The organism is Hyalangium ruber (genome assembly GCF_034259325.1).
Classification (GTDB): Bacteria; Myxococcota; Myxococcia; order Myxococcales; family Myxococcaceae; genus Hyalangium_A; species Hyalangium_A rubrum.
This window is the reverse complement of record NZ_JAXIVS010000021.1, coordinates 40,719-61,774: the sequence shown is the minus strand read 5'-3', so window position 1 is coordinate 61,774 and position 21,056 is coordinate 40,719. Positions and strand designations below refer to the sequence as shown.

Here is a 21,056-nt window from a genome sequence, read left to right as displayed (position 1 = left end):
AAATCCCACGGGGAGTAAAGGTTCCATGAGAGAGCAAGCGGTGTCGCAGGCAGGGAAGCAGAAGGATGGGGGCGGTTCGGTTCCGAGTCTTCCGTACGACGAGCCGGCACCGCTCTCGGCGCCCTATCTGGAGCGGCAGACGCAGCGCGAGTCGAACGCGCGCTCCTATCCGCGCAAGCTCCCCCTGGCCCTGGTCGAGGCGCAGGGCGTGTACGTGAAGGACGCCGATGGGCGCACGTACATCGACTGCCTCGCGGGCGCGGGCACGCTGGCCCTGGGGCACAACCACCCGGTGGTCATCGAGGCGCTGCAGGACATGCTGGCCCACCGCCGGCCCCTGCACACGCTGGATCTCATCACCCCCACCAAGGACGAGTTCATGGGGGAGCTGCTGGCGAGCCTGCCCGAGGAGTTCGCCAAGGACTGCCGCATCCAGTTCTGCGGCCCCTCTGGCGCGGACGCCATCGAGGCGGCCCTCAAGCTGGTGAAGACGGCCACCGGGCGCACCGGCGTCATGGCCTTCCATGGGGCCTACCACGGCATGACGCATGGCGCGCTGGCGCTCATGGGCAACCTGGGCCCGAAGCGTGAGGTCGGCGGGCTGATGCCGGAGGTGCACTTCCTGCCCTTCCCGTATGACTACCGCTGCCCGTTCGGGCGCGGCGGCGAGGAGGGGCACCAGCTCAGCAGCCACTACATCGAGCACCTGCTCGATGATCCCGAGAGCGGCATCCTCCCTCCCGCGGCGATGATCCTCGAGGTCGTCCAGGGCGAGGGCGGCTGCATCCCGGCTCCGGCGCAGTGGCTGCGCGAGGTGCGCCGCATCACCCAAGAGCGCGACATCCCCCTCATCATCGACGAGGTCCAGACGGGCTTCGGCCGGACCGGCTGGCTCTATGCCTTCCAGGAGTCCGGAATCCTCCCGGACGTGCTGGTGCTGTCCAAGGCCATTGGCGGCAGCCTGCCGCTGTCAGTCGTGGTGTACCGCTCCTCCCTGGACCGCTGGGGACCGGGCGCGCATGCCGGCACCTTCCGTGGCAACCAGCTCGCCATGGCGGCGGGCACGGCGACCCTGCGCTTCATCCGCGAGAACCACCTCGTGGAGCACGCGGAGCGGATGGGCGCGCGTCTCCGGGAGCGCCTGGAGGCCGTCCAGAAGAAGTCGCGCTGCATCGGCCAGGTGCGTGGCCGCGGCCTGATGGTGGGTGTCGAGGTGGTGGACAGCTCGCGCCGCGCCAACGCGATGGGCAGCTACCCGGCGCACACGTCCATGGCTCGCCGCATCCAGGCCGAGTGCCTGCGCCGGGGCCTCATCCTGGAGCTGGGCGGGCGCCATGGCAGCGTCATCCGCTTCCTGCCGCCGCTCATCATCACCGCGGCCGAGGTGGATCGCGTCGGGGAGATCGTCGGCGAGGCCGTGGCCGCGGCGGAGCAGGCCCTGGGCACCAGCGAGGCGTCGCCGTCATGACGACCGCGGTGGCCAGGAAACCCGTCCCCCAGGAGGAGCTCGGGCCGGATCTGCTCGAGCGGCTCTTCGTCTGCCCGTCGGAGAAGAGCCAGGCCTCCTTCCAGGCGGCGATCTCCACCGCGCTCAAGGCGCTGGAGGGGAGCGCGGCGTGGCAGAAGAAGCCCTACAGCGGCGCGAGCCCCGAGGTGGTCCGCAAGGCCATTACGGCGATGGACCCGTGCCCGGAGGAGGGCAGGGGGCTCGAGGCGGTGATGAAGGATGTCCGCGAGGCCATCCTGCAGCACTCGGTTTGGGTCTCGCACCCGGCCACCGTGGCGCACCTGCACTGCCCCACGCTGGTGCCCGCCCTGGCGGCGGAGACGCTCATCTCCGCGACGAACCAGTCCATGGACTCGTGGGACCAGGCGCCGGCGGCCACCGTCGTGGAGCAGCAGGTGGTGAAGTGGCTGGGGAAGCTGGCGGGCTTCGGCGCCGGGTCGGACGGTGTCTTCACCAGCGGCGGAACGCTGTCGAACTTCATGGGCCTGCTGCTAGCCCGCAACCACTTCTGCCAGGAGAAGCTGAACTGGGATGTGCAGCAAGAGGGGCTTCCCCTGGAGTCCCATCGCCTGCGCATCCTCTGCTCGCAGAAGGCCCACTTCAGCGTCGTCCAGGCGGCGGCGCTGCTCGGGCTGGGTGAGAGCGCGGTCGTCGCGGTGGAGAGCGACGAGCGCCACCGCCTCGATCCCCAGGCACTGGCTCGGTACCTGGAGGTGATGCGCTATGAGCGGCTGCTGCCCTTCGCGGTGGTGGCCACCGCGGGGACTACGGACTTCGGCAGCATTGATCCGCTCCCCGCGATCTCCGAGCTGGCCCGGAAGCATGGGGCGTGGCTGCACGTGGACGCGGCCTATGGCGGCGCGCTCCTGCTGAGCGAGCGGTTCCGGGACAGGCTCCAGGGGCTCTCGCTGGCGGACTCCGTCACCATCGACTTCCACAAGCTCTTCTACCAGCCGGTGAGCTGTGGGGCCTTCCTGGTGCGGGACGGCGCGCTCTTCCGCAACATCAAGCTGAACGTCGACTACCTCAACCCCGAGGACGAGGAAGAGGCGGGCGTCGACAACCTGGTGACGAAGTCCGTCCAGACGACGCGGCGCTTCGATGCGCTCAAGGTGTTCGTCAGCCTCCAGTCCCTGGGGCGCCGCACCCTGGCCTCGTTGGTCGAGTACACGGTGGACCTGACCTCGGACGTCGCGGATCTCATCTCCGCCACGCCGGAGCTGGAGCTGGCGGGAAAGCCCGAGCTGAACGCGGTGGTGTTCCGCTACCGCCCCTCGCGGGTGAAGAGCCAGGAGCGGCTGGATCAGCTCAACGCGAGCATCCGGGACGTGCTGTGGAACCGGGGCATGGCGGTGGTGGGGCGGACGCGGGTGAACGGGGTGCGCTACCTGAAGTTCACCCTGCTCAACCCCAGAACGACGCGGGCCCATGTCGCGGGCCTGCTGGAAGACGTGCGGCGCATTGGCCGGGAGCTCGAGGAGGCGAATCATGGGTGACAACAAACTCGCGGAGCAGGTGTCGCTCCGGACTTTCCTCAACTGCTATCTGCGTGAGACGTCGGGGTGGGCGCTCATCGACGTGGACGAGGGCGGCCTGGACACGGCGCTCCGGCAGCACCTGCGCAAGCGCGGGGTGAAGAGCGTGGCGCGGCTGCCCTTCGAGAAGGACGCCACGGAGGTGTGGGCTCCCGTGGCCTACTTCTCCGAGACGGGCCACCACCGGTACGCCTTCCCGCTGCTCAGCCGCGCCGTGGGGGCTGGCTCCCTGCATCCCATGAACTTCGATGACTTCGTCACCCTGGTGACGACGGATCTGGCACGGGTGCGTGGCGCGGATCCCGTGGCGCTGGACGAGCTGCGCATCCGCGCGCTCGATAGCTGCGAGAACATCGCGACCTTCCTGGAGGCTCGCTCCGAGGATCTGCCGCGCCTGTTCGGGCCGGAGCTGTCCTTCATCGAGGCCGAGCAGGGCCTGCTCACCGGCCACCCCCTGCACCCCACCCCCAAGAGCCGCAGCGGCTTCGAGGGAGAGGAGCTGGAGCGGTACTCCCCGGAGCTGGGCGGGGCTTTCGCCCTCCACTACTTCGCGGCCGATCCCTCCGTGGTGCGGCAGGACTCGGCCCTCGCGGAGAGCGCCTCGACGCTCATCAAGAAGATGCTGCGCGAGGACGCCGAGGTGCCACGCTCCTTCAAGGAGGCGCACTGCCAGGAGGGCGGCTTCGTGCTCATCCCGGTCCACCCCTGGCAGGCGCAGAAGCTGCTCCAGGAGACGCCGGTGAAGGAGCTGCTCGCCAAGGGGCTGCTGAAGGATCTGGGCACCCAGGGCCGAGCGTTCCAGCCCACTTCCTCGGTGCGGACCGTGTACCACGCGGACGCCCCCTTCATGTTCAAGCTGTCCCTGCAGGTGCGCATCACCAACTCCGAGCGGGTGAACCTGTTCAAGGAGCTGCTGCGCGGCGTGGAGCTGTACCGGCTGATGGAAGGCCCCCTAGGCACCGAGCTGAAGGAGCGCTTCCCCCAGTTCAAGGTCATCGGCGATCCCGCCTACGTGGCGGTGGTCCACGAGGGCAAGGTGCTGGATGGCTTCTCGTGCGTGATGCGTGAGAACCCCTTTCCCGGGGACAGCCACATCAACGCCACTCCGCTGGCCACGTTGTGCGCGGAGAACCCGGAGGACGGTGGTACCCGCGCGGGCCAGATCATCCGACTCCTGGCCGAGAAGGAACAGCGGCCGGTGGAGACGGTAGCCCGGGAGTGGTTCCGGAAGTTCCTGTCGGTGACGCTGCACCCGTTCTGCTGGATGCACCTGTGCCGGGGCCTCGGGCTGGAGGCGCACCAGCAGAACACGGTGCTGGAGCTGAAGGACGGCTACCCCCACCGCGCCTACTACCGGGACAACCAGGGCGTCTACTACCGGGACACCACCATCTCGCAGCTCCGCAAGCACCTGCCGGAGCTCGGCATCGCCAGCGAGGCGGTGGCCCCCGAGGATCTCGTCGACGAGCGGCTGGGCTACTACCTCATCATCAACAACATGCTCGGCATGGTCGGGGCGCTGGGCTCCGACGGCGTGCTGGGTGAGCGGGCCCTGCTGGCCGAGCTGCGCCAGTCCCTCTGGGACATCGACGCGGCCTGCAAGAGCCTCTCGCCCTTCGTTCGGCGCGTGCTGGCCACGCGGACGCTGCGCTGCAAGGCGAACCTGCTCACCCGGCTGCAGGGGCTGGATGAGCTGCTGGCGCCCGTGGCCGTGCAGTCGGTCTACGTCGAGGTGAAGAACCCCTTCTGCATCGAGCGGAAGGTGCCGGCGATGACGCAGAACCCGGGCTGCCCGTTCTGGCAGCCGGACTGGGTCTTCGCGAAGTTCGACGAGTCCCTCCAGAAGTGGATCGGCTTCCGCCGCCTCGAGTACGCGCGCGATCTCCACCTCATCCACGAGTGGATGAACCTGGAGCACGTGGAGCCGTTCTGGAACATGGCCAAGCCGCTGCCGGTCATCGAGCGGTACCTGCGCCGGGCCTTGGAGGATGCGCACCACACGCTCTACATCGGAATGATCGATGGCGTGCCCATGAGCTACTGGGAGCGCTACTGGGTGGTGGACGACATCCTCGGCCGCTACTACCCGGTCCACCCCACGGATCAGGGCTGCCACCTGCTCATCGGGCCCTTCGAGTTCCTCCAGCGGAAGGTCTCCGTGGCGATGCTGCGCGCCTTCACGGAGTACATGTTCCTCCACCCGGAGACGGAGCGGGTCGTCGGGGAGCCGGATGCGCGCAACCGCCTCGTGCTCGAGGTGGCGAAGCAGTGCGGCGGTGAGGTGCAGATGGAGGTGGAGCTGCCCGACAAGCGCGCGGCCCTCCTGTTCTATCGGCGCGAGAAGTACTTCCCCCAGGAGCGCGCATGAGCCCCACGTCCTCCTCGATTCCCCTCTATGACATCGCCGGCATCGGCCTGGGCCCCTTCAACCTGGGGCTCGCGGCCCTGCTGGAGCCCGTGCGGGATGTGAAGGCGGTGTTCCTGGAGCAGAAGCCCTCCTTCCGCTGGCACGAGGGCATGCTGCTCGAGGGCACCTCCCTGCAGGTGCCCTTCCTGGCGGACATGGTGACCATGGCCGACCCGACCAGTCGCTTCAGCTTCCTGAAGTACCTGGCGGACATGGGGCGCCTCTACCACTTCTACTTCTACGAGCACTTCCACATCCCCCGCACCGAGTACGACCACTATTGCCAGTGGGTCTCCCAGCAGCTGGAGAGCTGCCAGTTCGACCGCAGCGTGTCGAGCATCCGCAAGGTGCGCGAGGGTGGGGAGAGCTTCTACGAGCTGGAGGCGCGCAGCGCCGCGGGCCAGGCGTACCGGTACCGGGCTCGGCACCTGGTGCTGGGCGTGGGCACGACGCCCATCATGCCCGACTGCTTCAAGGGCCTGCCCTCCGACGCCGTCTTCCACACCGCGGAGTTCTCCGGCAACCGGGAGCAGTGCCGCAAGGCGCGCTCCATCACGGTCATCGGCTCCGGGCAGAGCGCGGGCGAGTGCTTCCTGACGCTGCTCCAGGAGCAGAAGGAGCAGGGCTTCCGCCTCTCGTGGTTCACCCGCTCCTCGGGCTTCCACCCCATGGAGTACACGAAGCTCGGCCTCCAGCACTTCTCGCCCGAGTACACCCGCTACTTCCACGGCCTGCCCCAGGCGGTGAAGGACCGGGTCCTGCCCCAGCAGGATCTGCTCTACAAGGGCATGAGCACCTCCACGCTCGCCGCCATCAATGACCTGCTGTACGAGCGGTCGGTGGGCGGAGAGGTGCCCGCGGTGCAGATGCGCGCCCTGTGCGAGGTGATGTCCGCGAAGCAGACCCCCGGTGCTCCGAACCGCTTCCGGCTTCAGCTCCGCCAGCGCCAGCAGGACAAGGAGTTCCACCATGACACCGACTGCGTCGTGGTGGGCACCGGCTACCGCGCCCAGGTGCCGGGCTTCCTGTCCGAGCTTCGCCCCCTGATTCGCTGGGACGAGCAGGGCCGCTACATGGTGGGCAGCGACTACCGGGTCGCGCAGCGCGAGGAGAGCGCCAACCACATCTTCGTGCAGAACGGAGAGATCCACACCCACGGCGTGGGAGCGCCGGACCTGGGCCTTGGCGCGCACCGCAACTCGATCATCATCAACTCCCTGCTGGGCCGCGAGGTCTACAAGACGCGCGAGCGCAACGTGTTCCTCGAGTTCGGAGCACCGGAATGAGCGGGTCTCCCTCCATGAGCCGGGCCCAGTGGATCCTGCTGGTGTGCGGCTTCCTGCAGGTCTTCACCGAGACGCTGCTGTCGCCGTTCTATCCCCAGTTCTTCGCCAAGGTGTTCGGCGTGGGCGACCTGGAGTTCTCCGGGCGCTTCATCGCCATCTGCCGCCTGACGGTCATGCTCTGCGGCCCCCTGTGGGGGCTGTTGGCCCGCCGCTACTCGGCCACCGTGCTGCTCGCGGTGGGGCAGTTCTTCACCGCCGTGCTGACCGCGCTGTGTGCGCTGGCTCAGGATGAGCAGCAGTTCATCGTGCTCACCGTGCTGCTGCTGATCTTCAAGAGCAGCTACATGCTTGTCTACTCCCTGCTCCTGGAGCTGGCGGGAGGGGAGGGGCGCGCGGCCGCCGTCGGCAAGCTCCAGGCCGCGGTGCATCTGGCCATCATCGCCTCGTCCCTCTGCGGCGCCTGGGTCATCGACATGCCCTCGCCCCTGTGGATCTTCTACCCGGCGGCCGTGCTCGACATCGTCCTGCTGGGGCTGTGCCTGTACGCGCTGCGCCTGAAGAAGATGGTGCGGCAGGCTCCGGCGGAGGCCGCCAACGCGGCGCCCTCTGCCTCCTGGGGATGGATGGCCGCCCTGGGCCTGTGCTTCATCAGCTTCCACCTGGGCCTTAACGTCATCCGGCCCTACTTCACCCAGTACGTCTCCTCGGCGGAGGGGTACGGACTGTCCACCACGATGGCCGGGGTCCTCTTCCTCGTGCCGAGCGCCATGGCCCTGGTCGCCATGCCCTGGGTCCGCCGGCTCCATGCTCCGGGGCAGCATCGGACGTTCTACATCGGCAGCGTGAGCCTGCTCGTCGTGGGGCTGGTGCTGCAGGCGGTGAGCTCGGGTTGGGTGCTGCTGCTCGCGGGCCGGGTGATGTTCGGCTTCTGCGTCATCATCGCCCAGTCCATCCTCGAGCTCCGGTTGTTCAGCGCGGGCAGTGAGGGCCGGCTCCACCTGCGCGTGGGCCTCTCCGTCGCGTGGCAGAACGCCGCGCTGCTCGGAGCGCCGCTGCTGGCCTCGGAGCTGGTGGGCCAGGCGAACCTCGTGGCTCCGTTCTGGGCCGCCGTGGGGGCCTTCGCCTTGAGTCTGATCCTCGCCTCGGCCGTGGTGTTCCAGGGTCGCAAGGACCCGGTCGCAATCCCCGTTCTTCAAGGAGCAGTCAAATGATGAAAGCAGACAACACCGGCCCCTTGCTCGATCCGCGAGGCGCGCTGCGCCCCGAGATCTGGAGCGCCGTCAACCGCGCCCTCATCGCGAAGATGCTGTCTGAGTTCCTCTACGAGGGGCTCCTCCAGGCGGAGATCATCGAGAAGCAGGGCGACCAGGTGCGCTTCCGGCTCGAGCTCCCCCAAGGGCGCGCGTACCTGTTCGATGGGCAGCGCCGCATCCTGGGCAACTACCGCGTTCTTCCCGAGTCGCTGCGGCGCTCGGAGGCAGGAGTGGCCGCTCCGGCGGAGGACGCCCTGAAGTTCGTGCTCGATGCGCGTGAGGCCATCGGCATGAAGCCCTTCAACACCGCCTATCTGCTCAAGGAGCTGAGCAACACGCTGATGGCGGACACGCACCTGGCCACCGACCGGAGCCCGTCCTCCCAGCAGATCGCCGAGATGGGCTACGGGCAGGTGGAAGGCGAGATGACCGGTCACCCCGCCATGGTCTTCAACAAGGGCCGCCTGGGCTTTGGCTACGACGACTACCTCGCCTACGCCCCCGAGCAGAAGCAGCCGTCGACGATGGCGTGGGTGGCGGTGAGCCGCAAGAAGGCCCACTACCGCGCCGTCCCCGGCCTGGAGCACGAGGTGCTCATGCGCCAGGAACTGGGCGAGCAGGTCCTCGCGAACTTCCGGGCGGAGCTGACCGAGAAGGGACACCGCGCGGAGGACTATCTCTTCCTGCCCGTGCATCGGTGGCAGTGGACGAACAAGATCATCCCCGAGTTCGCTGCTGACATCGCCCGGGGCGACATCGTCCCGCTGAAGTCCCAGGGGCCGGACCACTACCTGCCGCAGCAGTCCATCCGGACGTTCGTCAACATCCACTCCCCGGAGAAGCGCTACGTCAAGCTGCCGCTGAGCATCCTCAACACGGCGGTGTACCGCGGCCTGCCCGGGGACCGCACCGAGGCGGCTCCCGAGCTCACCCACTGGTTCCAGGGCGTGCTCGCGCAGGACCGCTTCCTCACCGAGGAGTGTGGGCTGGTGCTGCTGGGCGAGGTGGCGAGCCTCAACTATCCCCACGCGTACTACGAGCAGGTCCAGGACGCGCCGTACCACTTCCACGAGCTGCTGGGCGCCATCTGGCGGCAGAGCCTCGCGCCTTCCCTCAAGGAGGGTGAGCGCGCCTTCACCATGGCCTCGCTGCTGTATGTGGATCACCAGGGCCAGCCCTTCGTGGCCGAGCTGATCCGCCGCTCGGGCCTGGAGACGAAGGTGTGGCTGCAGCGCCTCTTCGGCGCGGTGCTGCCGCCCCTGCTGCACTTCCTTTACAACTACGGGCTCGCCTTCTCTCCGCACGGTGAGAACGCCGTCCTCGTGGTGAAGGACTTCGCCCCGGTCCGGCTCGCGATGAAGGACTTCATCGACGACGTGAACCTGAGCACCGAGCCCATCCCCGAGCGCGAGAAGCTGCCGGGCAAGCTCCCCGAGGTGCTCATCAAGGTGCCGGGCGAAAAGCTTCGCCAGCACATCCTCACCGGGCTGTTCGTCTGCCACTTCCGCTACCTGTCGGACGTGCTGGCCACGCACCTGGGGTTCTCGGAGCGGGCCTTCTGGGACTTGGTGCGCGACCAGGTGGAGCAGCACCAGCGCCGCTTCCCGGAGCTGAAGGAGCGCTTCTCGCTCTTCGATCTCCAGGCCCCGAGCTTCGAGAAGATCTGCCTGAACCGCTTCCGCCTGCTCGACTACGGCTACGGCGACGACAGCGATCGGCCCAAGGCGATCCTCATCGGCCACGTGGACAACCCCCTGTCGCGGTCGGCCTGAGGCCCGCCGCTCCCTCCCGCTCCCCCGGTCAACGCCATGGACTCCACCACTCCCTCCCCAGAACTCGGCCCTTCGGCCAGCGCTTCGGCCATCGAGGCCTGGCTCCGCATCCGCGTGGCCCGGCAGGATGGCCGCCCCGAGCACCTCGTGGCTCGGGATGAGTCCTTCAGCCGCTGTGGCTTCGACTCCCTGCGGCTCACCGCGTTGATGGTGGAGTTGAGCCAGGCGCTGGGACAGCCGGTGTCTCCGACGCTGGCCTATGCGTACCCCACCATCGCCTCGCTGGCGCAGGCGCTGGCGGGTGGGAGGGCCCAGCGCCTGGGCACGGCGGCGTCCGGGGGGCGCACCGTTCAGGACGAGCCGGTGGCCGTCATTGGCATCGGCTGCCGCTTCCCGAAGGCGGCCAGCCCCGAGGCCTTCTGGAGGATGCTGAACGAGGGCGTCGACGCGATCTCCGAGGTGCCCTCGGACCGCTGGGACCTGCCGTCCTTCTTCCACCCGGATCCGTCCGAGGCCGGGAAGATGCACGCGCGCCATGGCGGCTTCATCGAGGGCGTGGATCAGTTCGATCCGATGTTCTTCGGCATCTCGCCGCGCGAGGCGGCGCAGATGGATCCCCAGCAGCGCCTCATGCTGGAGATCGCCTGGGAGGCGCTGGAGGACGCGGGCCTGCCCGCCGAGCGGCTCAAGGGCAGCTCCGCCGGTGTCTTCGTCGGTGCCTGGAAGTCGGACTACGCCCGGCTGCCGATGGGGGTGGAGGGCATCGTCCAGCACACCGCGACGGGGCAGGACCTGAGCATCATCTCCGCGCGGCTCTCGTACCTGCTGGGGCTCAACGGCCCGAGCCTCACCGTCACCACGGCGTGCTCCTCGTCGCTGGTGGCCATCCATCTGGCCTGCCAGAGCCTGCGCAGCGGGGAGTGCGAAGTCGCGCTGGCGGGCGGCGTCAACCTGATCCTCGCGCCCGAGAGCACGGTGGAGATGTGCAAGTTCGGCGGCCTGTCGCCGGACGGACGCAGCAAGGCCTTCGATGCCAGCGCCAACGGGTACGTCCGGGGAGAGGGCGCCGGCGTGGTGGTGCTGAAGCCCCTGAGCCGGGCGCTTCGGGATGGCGATCCCATCTGGTGCGTCATCCGAGGCAGCGCGGTGAACAACGATGGGGCGAGCAATGGCCTCACCGCGCCGAACCCGAAGGCGCAGGAGGAGCTCCTGCGTCGCGCCTACCGCCAGGCGGGGTTGGAGCCCCAGCGCGTCCGGTACGTGGAGTGCCACGGCACTGGCACGGCGCTGGGAGATCCGATCGAAGCCTCCGCCCTGGGCGCCGTGCTGAGCAGCGGCCGGCCCGTGGAGGAGCCGCTCCTGCTGGGCTCGGTGAAGACGAACATCGGCCACCTGGAGGCGGCCTCCGGCATCGCCGGGTTCATCAAGGTCGCTCTGTCGCTCCAGAAGGGGCGGATTCCTCCGAGCCTCCACTTCCGGCAGCCGAACCCGCTGATCGCCTTCTCGGATCTGCGCATGGAGGTCGTCACCTCGCCTCGGCCGTGGCCGGTGGGGGAGGGGCCCGCCGTGGCGGGTATCAGCTCTTTCGGTTTCGGAGGCACCAACGCGCACGTTGTCTGCGAGGCCGTGCCGCACAGCCCCGTGCAGCTCCTGGCGTTCTCCGCGGAGACGGCCGAGGGGCTTCGCGCGAAGGCGCTGGAGCTGAAGGCCCAGGCCGCGAGTGGGGCTCCGGACGTGGCGCTGGCCGAGCTGTGCCAGTCGACGCTCTCCCGCTCCGGAGGCCATGCGCACCGGCTGGCCGTGACGGCCCGCGGGTTGCCGGAGCTGGCCGAGCGGCTCGGTGGCTTCTGCTCGGGCGAGCACCCGGAGGTGGCCGTGGGCCAGGTGCCCGCCGAGGGCCGCCCTCGGCTGATCTTCGCCTTCTCGGGGCAGGGCTCGCAGTGGCCGGAGATGGCCCGGCAGTTCATGCGCGAGGAGCCTGCCTTCCTCACGGCGCTCCAGGCGTGTGACCGGGCCCTGCGGGAAGAGGGAAAGGTCCCCTGGTCGCTCCTGGAGGTGCTCGCGGGAGGGGAGGGCTCGCGAGAGCTGGAGCGCATCGATGTGCTCTGGCCCACGCTGTTTGGCGTGGAGGTGGCGCTGGCGGCGGTGTGGCGTTCCTGGGGAATCCAGCCCGACGCCGTGGTGGGCCACAGCATCGGCGAGGTCGCCGCGGCGCATGTCGCCGGAGTCCTCTCGCTGGGCGACGCGGCCCGGGTCATCTGCGCCCTGGGGCGCGCCGCGGCGAGCCAGAGCGGGCAGGGGGGTATGGCCTTCCTGGAGGTGTCTCCCCAGGAGGCCCAGCAGCTCGTCCAACGCCATGAGGGCCGCCTCTGGCTGGCCATCTACGCCGGTCCCGTCTCCAGCGTCCTCGCGGGAGACAAGGGGGCGCTCGAGGCCGTCCTGGCGGAGGTGAGCCGCCGGGGTGTCCTGGCCCGGATGATTCGCACCGATGCGGCCGTGCATTGCCCGCTCATGGCCCCGTTGGAGGCGCGGATTCGCCAGGAGCTGGAGGGGCTGCGTCCGGAGAAGGCCCAGGTGCCCATGCTCTCGTCCCTTCGTGCCGCGTGGTGCGAGGGCTCGGACTTCAGCGTGGACTACTGGGCCCGGAGCCTCCAGGAGCCGGTGCTCTTCGCGCAGACCGTGGCGGTGCCGGCCCGGGAGTCGAACTCGCTCTTCGTGGAGGTGAGCCCGCACCCCATCCTCGTCCGGGACATCCAGCGCACGCTGGAGCTCCACGGGCGCTGGGGCCCGGTGTTGCCCTCGCTGCGGCGGGGCGAGGACGGGCGCGCGGTGCTGCTCGACGCGCTCGCCCTCCTTTATAAGCACGGGCGCGAGCTGCGCTGGAATGGGAGCTCCGGGGAGCCGGAAGGCGCCGTCCTGGTGCCGCTGTCGGCGCGCGAGCCGGAGTCGCTGCGGACCTTCGCGGCGGACGTGCTGGCGCGGGTGCGCGAGCAGCCGAGGCTCTCCGTCAAGGACCTGGGCTTCAGCGCCGCCCTCAAGCGCAGCCACCACTCGCAGCGGCTGCTGTTGCCGACCGGGTCCCGCGAGGAGCTGGTGCGGCAGCTGGAGAGCTTCCTGGCGGACCGCGCTCCTCGCTCGGCGCCCCAGGGGGGACAGGGCCGCCGGGTCTTCGTCTTCTCCGGCCAGGGATTGCAGTGGGCGGGCATGGGTCGCCAGCTCCTGGCGCGGGAGCCCGTCTTCCGGGCCGTGCTGGAGCGGTGCGCCGAGCTGCTGCATCCTTATATGGGGCGCTCGCTGCTCGACGAGCTGGCGGCGGAAGGCAGCGCCTCGCGCCTGAAGGAGACGGCGGTGGCGCAGCCGGCGCTCTTCTCGCTCCAGGTGGCGCTGGCGGCGCTGTGGCGCTCCTGGGGTGTTGAGCCCGACGTCATCGTGGGCCACAGCGTGGGCGAGGTGGCGGCGGCTCACGTCTCGGGCGCGCTCACGCTTGAGGACGCGGTGCGGGTGGTCTACCACCGGGGCCGCCTCATGCAGCAGTCCGAGGGCAGCGGGCGCATGGCGGCCGTGGCCCTCCCCCTGGAGGAGGCCGAGGCGCTCGTGGCCCCCTACGCGGGACGGCTCGCGGTGGCGGTGTCCAACAGCCCCATCTCCTCGGTGCTGTCCGGCGAGCCGGCCGCGCTGGAGGAGTTGGTGAGCAAGCTGGAGGAGCGCCAGGTGGTCTGCCGCTTCCTGCCGGTGAACTACGCCTTCCACAGCCCGCAGATGGAGCCCTACAAGGCCGAGCTGGTGCGCACGCTCGAAGGCATCGCCTCTCGGGTGCCCACGGTGCCGCTGTTCTCGACGGTCACGGGCAGCCGCGTGCTCACGGCCGCCGTCGGGGCCGGGTACTGGGGAGACAATGTCCGGCAGCCCGTGCGCTTCGCCACGGCGGTGCAGGCGCTGCTGGACGAGGGGTTCGACACCTTCATCGAGATCGGCCCGCACCCCGCGCTCTGCCAGCCGGTGCAGGAGTGCGCGCAGCAGCGTCGGCGTCCGGCCCTGGCCGTCCCGTCGCTGCGCCGGGGACGTGACGAGTGGGCGTCGCTCGCGGGCTCGCTCGGAGAACTCTATGCCGCCGGGTTCGTGCCCGACTGGACGAAGTTCTATCCAGACGGTGGGCACTTCCAGGCCCTGCCGCACCACCCCTGGCAGCGCAGCCGCTACTGGTTGGAGCTGGGGGAGCGGACGCTCCGGGCGCCCGTGGCCTCCGCCCGAAAGGCGTCCTCCTCCGAGGAGCCCTCTCCGGACTGGCGCTACGAGGCGAACTGGGAGCCGAAGGAGCTGGAGCCCTCGACGGAACCCGGTGGCGATTCCCGGAAGGGGAGCTGGCTGGTGCTGTCCCCCGCCAAGGGGCTGGGCACGGCGGTGGTGAAGCAACTGAAGGCGCGCAAGGAAGACGCGGTCCATGTGGACCTGAGCGAGCTTCACCGCGCGGCGCCGGGGGACGCGGCGGAGGACTTCCGCGTGCTGCTGGAGGCGCACGCTCAGCGGGGCATGAAGCCCCTGCGGGGAGTGGTCTACATCGGGTGTGGAGCACCCTCCGAGGAGACGGACGCGAAGGATCTGTCGGTGAAGGCCTTGGAGGAGGCCCAGGCTCTGGGCCCCGCGAAGCTCGTGTCCCTGGTTCAGGCGCTGTCCAAGGGCCGTAAGTCCGAGTCCCCGCGGCTCTGGGTGGTGACGCGGGGCGCGCAGCCCGTCTCCGGCGAGGAGGCGGTCGCCGATGTTCCCGGCATCGCTCAGTCGCCCCTCTGGGGCCTGGGGAAGACCCTGGGCCTGGAGCACCCGGAGTTCTGGGGAGGGCTCATCGATCTCGATCCGGCCGGCTCGGAGGACGAGGTGGATCAGGTCCTGGAGGAGCTGCTCGCGTCCGACGGGGAGGACCAGGTGGCGTTCCGCGGCGAGCTGCGGCACGTGGCCCGACTTGCCCGGAGCCCGAACGAGACGGTGGCGGGGACGAAGCTTTCGTTCCGGGAGGACCGCAGCTACCTGGTGACCGGAGGACTGGGCGCGCTCGGCCTCGAGCTGGCGCGCTGGATGGTGCGGCAGGGGGCCCGTCACCTGGTGTTGCTGTCCCGGCGAGGTTTGCCGGAGCGGGCCCGGTGGGACGGGGCGCTGGAGAAGGGTGTCGCCGCGTCCGTCTCGGCCGTGCGTGAGCTGGAGGCGCTGGGCGCGCGCGTGGAGGTGCTCAGCGCGGATGTTGGCGATCCGCTCCGGATGGCGGAGGTGTTCCAGGCCTTTGGCTCGGCACTGCCGAAGCTCGGCGGCATCGTCCATGCGGCGGGAGTGCTCGGCGGGGGGCCGCTCACGGGACTCTCCGCCGCAGAGCTGGCGCGGCTCCTGCGCGCCAAGGTGAGCGGGGCCTGGCTCCTCCACCGGCTCAGTGCTTCCCTGGAGCTCGACTTCTTCCTCTGCATGTCCTCCATCGCTTCGCTCTGGGGCGCGGGAGGCCTGGGCCCCTATGCGGCGGGGAATGCCTTCCTGGACGCGTTGGCGCATCACCGCCGCGCGCTCGGGCTGCCGTGCCTGTCTGTGAACTGGGGACCGTGGGCGGGCAGGGGCATGGCCGAGGAACTGCACGCCGCCTCGCAGGTGGGCCTGAAGGAGTTCGCTCCGGTCCAGGCGCTGAAGGCCCTGTCCTCCCTGCTCGCCTCGGAGCAGCGCCAGGTGGCGCTGGTGGACGTGGACTGGAGCGCCTTCCTGCCCGTGCAGGAGGCTCGGCGCGAGCGGCCCTTCCTGCGGAACATGGCGGCCCTGGCCGACGCGGAGGAGGCACCCCAGGAAGAGGAGGCCTCGGGCTGGCTGCTGCTGCGGCTCGACGACATGTCGGTGGAGACCCGTCGCGAGGTGCTGCTCGACCGGCTGCGCGCCGAGGCCGCGAAGGTGCTGGGCCTCACGGACCCCCAGGCGCTGCCGACGCGCAAGGGGCTCTTCGACATGGGCATGGACTCGCTGATGACCGTGCAGTTCCGCAAGCGGCTGGAGGCGGGACTCGGCCGTTCGCTGCCCACGACGGTGGTCTTCAACTACCCGACCCTCGAGGCCCTCACGGAGTTCGTGGCGGGAACGGTCCTGCGCTGGACGGAGAAACCCCCCGCGGCCGTCGTACCGCCGCGCCGACCTGCTCCGCCCGCGGTCCCGGCGAAGCAAGACCTCACGGCCGATCTGAGCCTGCTCTCGGAGGCCGAAGCGGAAGCCCTCTTGTTGAAAGAACTCGAAATGCTGAGTGGGAGTAACTGAGATGAACACCCAGGAAACGGATCCTTCGCCCGTCAAGCGTGCATTGCTGGAGCTGCGGGCGATGAAGGCGAAGCTCGATGCGGTGACGCGTGCGAACTCGGAGCCGATCGCGATCATCGGTATGGCGTGCCGCTTCCCGCGCGCGGAGAACCCGGAGGCGTTCTGGGAGTTGCTCCGCAGCGGAGTGGACGCCGTCTCCATGCCTTCGGAGGCGCGGTGGGAGGACGCGGCGACGCGGGCGAAGCTGCGTCCCGGTGGCTTCCTGTCGAACGTGGATGAGTTCGACCCCCAGTTCTTCGGCATCTCGCCGCGCGAGGCGGTGAGCATGGATCCGCAGCAGCGGCTCTTGCTGGAGGTGGGGTGGGAGGCCCTGGAGAACGCCGGACAGTCTCCGGAGAAGCTCCAGGGCTCGCGCACCGGCGTGTTCGTCGGCATCACCTATGGGGACTACGCCCAGCGGGTGAAGGACGCGGATCCGGCGTTGCTGGACCTCTATTACGTGACGGGCACGTCGCTCAACGGCGCGGCGGGCCGGCTCTCCTACGTGCTGGGCCTCCAGGGGCCGTGCATGTCGGTGGACACGGCATGCTCCTCGTCGCTCGTGGCGGTGCATTCGGCCCTCAAGAGCCTGCGGAGTGGAGAGTGCGAGCTGGCGCTGGTGGGTGGCGTCAACCTGATGCTCTCGCCGGACATCACCCTGGCGCTGTCGAAGGCGGGCGCGCTGGCTCCGGACGGGCGGTGCAAGTCCTTTGACGAGTCGGCCGACGGCTACGGCCGGGGCGAGGGCTGCGGTGTGCTGCTGCTGAAGCGGCTGTCGGACGCGCAGCGGAGCGGCGATCGCATCCTGGCGCTCATCCGTGGGTCGGCGGTGAACCAGGACGGACCGAGTGGCGGCTTCACGGTGCCCAACGGGCTGGCGCAGCAGGAGCTGATCCGGGCCGCGCTGCAGAACGCGGGGCTGGAGCCTGGGCAGGTGGGCTACGTGGAGGCCCACGGGACGGGTACGCCGCTCGGGGATCCGATAGAGGTGGGGGCGCTGACGACGGTGCTGGGAGAGGGGCGGGAGCCGGAGGCGCCCCTGCTCGTCGGCACGGCCAAGGCGAACATCGGCCACCTGGAGTCCGCCTCGGGCGTCGCGGGCCTCATCCGGGTGGTGCTGTCGATGCGGCACCAGCAGATCCCGCCGCACCCGACGCTCAAGCAGGTGAGCTCCCGTATCGACGTGAGCGGCACGCCGGTGGTCTTCCCGACGCGCCTCACGCCGTGGACGCCCGCGCAGGGCACGCGCATCGCCGGTGTCAGCTCGTTCGGCATCAGCGGGACGAACGCGCACGTGCTCCTGGAGGAGGCGCCCGCGGAGCCGTCGGTGGCTCCTCGCCCTGAGCGGCCCTGGCAGTTCTTCACGCTGTCGGCCCGGAGCGAGACGGCGCTGAAGGCGCTGGCGCTTCGCTACGCGGAGCACCTGGAGAAGAACCCCGCGGAGTCGCTCGCGGACCTCTGCCACACGGTGAACCTCTGCCGCGTCCACTTCCCGCACCGGCTGGCGGTGGTGACGGGCTCGACGGCCGAGCTGAGCGAGAAGCTGCGGGCCTTTGCCTCCGGCAATGTCACCCGGGGCGTGCGGACGGGGCTGGCGCGCGAGCAGTCTCGCAGCCGGATCCTCCCGATCCTGGATGGCTCCGAGAGCGATCGGCTGGCGCTGGAGGAGCTGGCGCGCCGCTACGTTCGCGGGGATGGCGTGGACTGGACGGGACTGGAGGGGAACGTGCCGCGTCGCACGCTGGCGCTGCCCACCTATCCGTTCGAGCGTCGCCGCTGCTGGGCCGTGGGGACGGGCAAGCCGACCGTGGCCGCGCCCACGCCTCGGAGGGGCGCCAGCGCCAGTCCCTTCCCGGGCGAGCCGATCCGCTCTCCGCTGATCCAGGATCGGGTCTTCGAGGTGTGGTTCTCTCCGGGGGCGCCTCGGTTCCTGGACGACCACCGTCTGCACGGGCAGCGGGTGATTCCGGGGGCCTCCCACGTGTCGATGCTGCTCGCGGCCGCGGAGACGGCGCTCGGCGGGCGCGCCTGCCAGGTGGAGGACCTGAACCTGCTCCAGCCGCTCACGGTGGCGGATGACGAGGCGCAGCGCGTGCAGCTCCTGCTGAAGCCGGAGGGCTCGGGCTTCTCCTTCCAGATCCTCGGACTGCGCGAGTCGAAGCAGGCAGGTGAGGAGGCCACCTGGGCGCTGGCGGCCACGGGCCGGTTGCGCCTGTCTCCCGCGGGAGTGGCCGCCTCCGGCGCGCTGCCGGTGGACGCGCTCCAGGCTCGCTGCGAGCGACAGCTCCCGGGCGAGGAGTTCTACGGGCGCCTCGCGGGCAAGGGCTACCACTTCGGTCCCGCCTTCCGCTGCATCGACACCCTCTGGGTGGGAGAAGGGGAGGCCGTGGGCCTTCTGCGGCTGCCGGCGGAGGTGGTGGCGAGCGGCGAGCAGTACTCGCTGCACCCGGGCCTCATCGATGCCTGCTTCCAGTCGCTGTATGCGGTGGTGGAGCAGGCGGAGGGTGGGGCGGAGGGGCTCCATGTTCCGTTCAGCCTGGAGACGTTCGCGTTCCGGGGGGCGAGCGCTGCCGGCGAGCTGAAGTGCCACGCGCGGCTGCGTCCCGGTGGGACGGCGGGCGTGAAGACGGGGGATGTGACCCTGTTCGATGCGAGCGGCGCGCGGATCGCGGAAGCGCGAGGCCTCGTGTTCCGGGATGCGAGCCAGAAGCTGCGCAAGCCGCTGACCACCACCCCGGACCGCTGGCTGTACGAGACGGTGTGGGAGCCCCAGCCGCTCGCGGCCTCGGGTCCGCTGCCCCAGGGAACCTGGCTCGTCCTCGAGGACGAGCGCGGTCTGGGCGCGGAGCTCGCGGCGCAGCTTCGCGCGCGGGAGAACACCTGCATCACGGTGACGGCGGGGGCCGGCTACGAGCGGCTCTCGGCGAATCAGTATCAGGTGGATCCGCGGCGTCCGGACGAGTTCCGGAGGCTCCTGCGCGAGCTGTCCTCCATCCATGCGCCGCTGGTGGGCGTGGTCCACCTGTGGGCGACGCAGCTCGCGGTGGAGGAGGGGAGCTCGGTCGAGGCGCTGGAAGGGGCCCTCGCGCTGGGCACGGGCAGCGTGCTGCACCTGGCGCAGGCGCTCGCTCGACTGGAGCAGGCGGAGCCGCCTCGCCTCTGGCTGGTGACGCGAGGGGCGCAGCAGGCGGGAGCGGAGCCCTCCAAGCTGGACGCGGCCCAAGCCACCCTGTGGGGCCTGGGCAACGTCCTGGCGGTGGAGCACCCCGAGCTGAAGAGCCGGCGCATCGATCTGGCTCCGCTCGGACAGGGCGGAGCGGAGGAGGCGGGGCAGCTCCTGTCGGAGCTCTCCGTGGGCGCGTCGGAGGACACGGTGCTGCGCGGGGATGGGCGGCGCGTGCTGCGGCTGATGCCTGTCCAGGGCGCGCAGCGTCCCGATGCCGCGGGGTACACGTTGTCTGCCGAGGGCACGTACCTGATCTCGGGTGGCCTGGGAGGGCTGGGGCTCCGGGTGGCGCGCTGGATGGCGGAGCGAGGGGCGAAGCACCTCGTGCTGCTGGGCCGCAAGGATCCGTCGGACTCGGGACGCGAGGCGATCGCGACGCTGGGCCAGGCCGGAGTGAAGGTGACGGTGCTCCGGGCGGATGTCTCGAAGCAGGAGGACGTGGCCGAGGTGCTGGCCCACATCCACCAGCACCTGCCGCCGCTGCGCGGAGTGGTGCATGCGGCGGGAGTGCTGGATGACGGGGTGCTGCTGCGCCAGAGCTGGGAGCGCTTCACGCGCGTCTTCGCACCGAAGGTGGTGGGAGCGTGGAACCTGCACCTGGCCACGCGAGAGCTGCCGCTGGATCTCTTCCTCCTGTTCTCCTCGGTGTCGTGCCTCATCGGCTCGGCGGGGCAGGGGAACTACGCGGCGGCCAACGCGTTCCTGGATGGCCTGGCGCACCGTCGCCGGGCGATGGGCCTGCCCGCGCTGAGCATCAACTGGGGTCCCTGGGCGGAGGTGGGCATGGCCGCGGGGCTGGGCGAGGCGGAGCGTCGCCGCTGGTTGGACCGGGGCGTGGAGTCCTTCGCTCCAGACCGGGCGGTGGAGGCAATGCAGCTGGTGGTCCAGAGCCCGCTGGCGCAGGTGACCATCCTGGCGGCGGATTGGGCGAAGTTCGCGGGCAAATTCGCTGCGGGCGAGCAGCCTGCCTGGATGAGCCGGCTGGTGGAGGAGGCCGCTCCGACTCCGCGGGTGAACGTGCCCGCGGCACCAGTCCCCACGACACAGACGGTGCCCCTGCGCAGCAAGCTGGCGCGGTGTGAGGGCGAGGAGCGTCGCTCCCTCTTGCAGAGCTATGTCCAGGAGGAGGTGCGCCGGGTGCTGGGCTTCGACAAGTCCCAGGATCTCGACGCGCAGCAGAACCTCTTCGACCTCGGGATGGACTCGCTGACGTCGGTCGAGCTGCGCAAGTCCCTCCAGACGGGGCTCGAGGATCGGCTCTCGGCCACGCTGCTCTTCGATCACCCCACGATCGCGGAGCTGGTGAACCACCTGGCGGAGAAGCCGCTGGCGTCCAACGCCTGAGGCGGGCTCTGGAGTCGAGTGCCTGGAAGCCCTCCAGGCGCTCGGGCTCGGGCCGCTGCTGAGCGCTTGGGACAAAGAAAAAGCCCCGGAATCACTCAGGGAGTGACTCCGGGGCCTGTGGCCAGGGTCGGACTTGAACCGACTACCTGCGGATTATGAGACCGCCGCTCTAACCAGGTGAGCTACCTGGCCATGAAGTGCTGCCCCCTATACCGAGCCTGACGCGCCGCCGCAAGGGGTTCGGTACATGCAACTGCGAGGCGGCGAGTGGGCACTTCTAACTGAGTTAGAAGTGCTGAGCAGGCCCGGCCCTGGCTGCACCGTCCACGTTCGCGGACGGTCCCGGGAGCTTGTTCGCGCAAGTCCCTGTTTTCGCAAGGGCCTGGGGATCGGAGTCAACGTTCTCGTAGGCTG

At 69.9% G+C, this 21,056-nt stretch carries 8 protein-coding genes and 1 tRNA gene; 8 read left to right on the top strand and 1 reads right to left on the bottom strand.

Annotation, left to right across the window (positions count from 1 at the left end; all coding sequences use genetic code 11):
• Nucleotides 1–25 precede the first annotated feature (25 nt).
• Genes SYV04_RS39545 through SYV04_RS39510 form a run of 8 tightly spaced genes read left to right on the top strand, consistent with a single transcriptional unit; the run spans nucleotide 26 to nucleotide 20,642 of the window.
• Nucleotides 26–1,468 (top strand): aspartate aminotransferase family protein, encoded by a 1,443-nt coding sequence (locus SYV04_RS39545; protein WP_321551260.1) that lies wholly within the window; start codon nucleotides 26–28, stop codon nucleotides 1,466–1,468.
• Nucleotides 1,465–3,003: a pyridoxal phosphate-dependent decarboxylase family protein gene (locus SYV04_RS39540; RefSeq protein ID WP_321551259.1), complete on the top strand. Its 1,539-nt coding sequence runs from the start codon at nucleotides 1,465–1,467 to the stop codon at nucleotides 3,001–3,003. Before SYV04_RS39545 ends, SYV04_RS39540 begins: the two co-directional genes overlap by 4 nt.
• Nucleotides 2,996–5,410, top strand: coding sequence for a GNAT family N-acetyltransferase (locus tag SYV04_RS39535; protein ID WP_321551258.1), 2,415 nt, complete (start codon nucleotides 2,996–2,998; stop codon nucleotides 5,408–5,410). Before SYV04_RS39540 ends, SYV04_RS39535 begins: the two co-directional genes overlap by 8 nt.
• Nucleotides 5,407–6,735, top strand: a complete 1,329-nt coding sequence (locus tag SYV04_RS39530) for a lysine N(6)-hydroxylase/L-ornithine N(5)-oxygenase family protein (protein WP_321551257.1) — start codon at nucleotides 5,407–5,409, stop codon at nucleotides 6,733–6,735. Before SYV04_RS39535 ends, SYV04_RS39530 begins: the two co-directional genes overlap by 4 nt.
• Nucleotides 6,732–7,946, top strand: a complete 1,215-nt coding sequence (locus SYV04_RS39525; protein WP_321551256.1) for an MFS transporter — start codon at nucleotides 6,732–6,734, stop codon at nucleotides 7,944–7,946. The genes SYV04_RS39530 and SYV04_RS39525 overlap by 4 nt, the downstream gene beginning before the upstream one ends.
• A complete protein-coding gene (locus SYV04_RS39520) occupies nucleotides 7,943–9,760 on the top strand; it encodes an IucA/IucC family protein (protein ID WP_321551255.1) in 1,818 nt (605 codons plus the stop codon). The genes SYV04_RS39525 and SYV04_RS39520 overlap by 4 nt, the downstream gene beginning before the upstream one ends.
• A 36-nt stretch (nucleotides 9,761–9,796) precedes the next feature.
• Nucleotides 9,797–16,033 carry a type I polyketide synthase gene (locus tag SYV04_RS39515; protein ID WP_321551254.1) on the top strand — a complete coding sequence of 2,079 codons (6,237 nt, stop codon included), beginning with the start codon at nucleotides 9,797–9,799 and terminating at the stop codon, nucleotides 16,031–16,033.
• A gap of 1 nt (nucleotide 16,034) precedes the next feature.
• Entirely contained in the window at nucleotides 16,035–20,642 is a 4,608-nt protein-coding gene (locus SYV04_RS39510) for a type I polyketide synthase (RefSeq protein ID WP_321551253.1), read from the top strand.
• Between the two features lie 118 nt (nucleotides 20,643–20,760).
• Here the strand turns inward: SYV04_RS39510 and SYV04_RS39505 are convergent.
• A tRNA-Ile gene (locus SYV04_RS39505) sits at nucleotides 20,761–20,834 on the bottom strand.
• Nucleotides 20,835–21,056 lie beyond the last annotated feature (222 nt).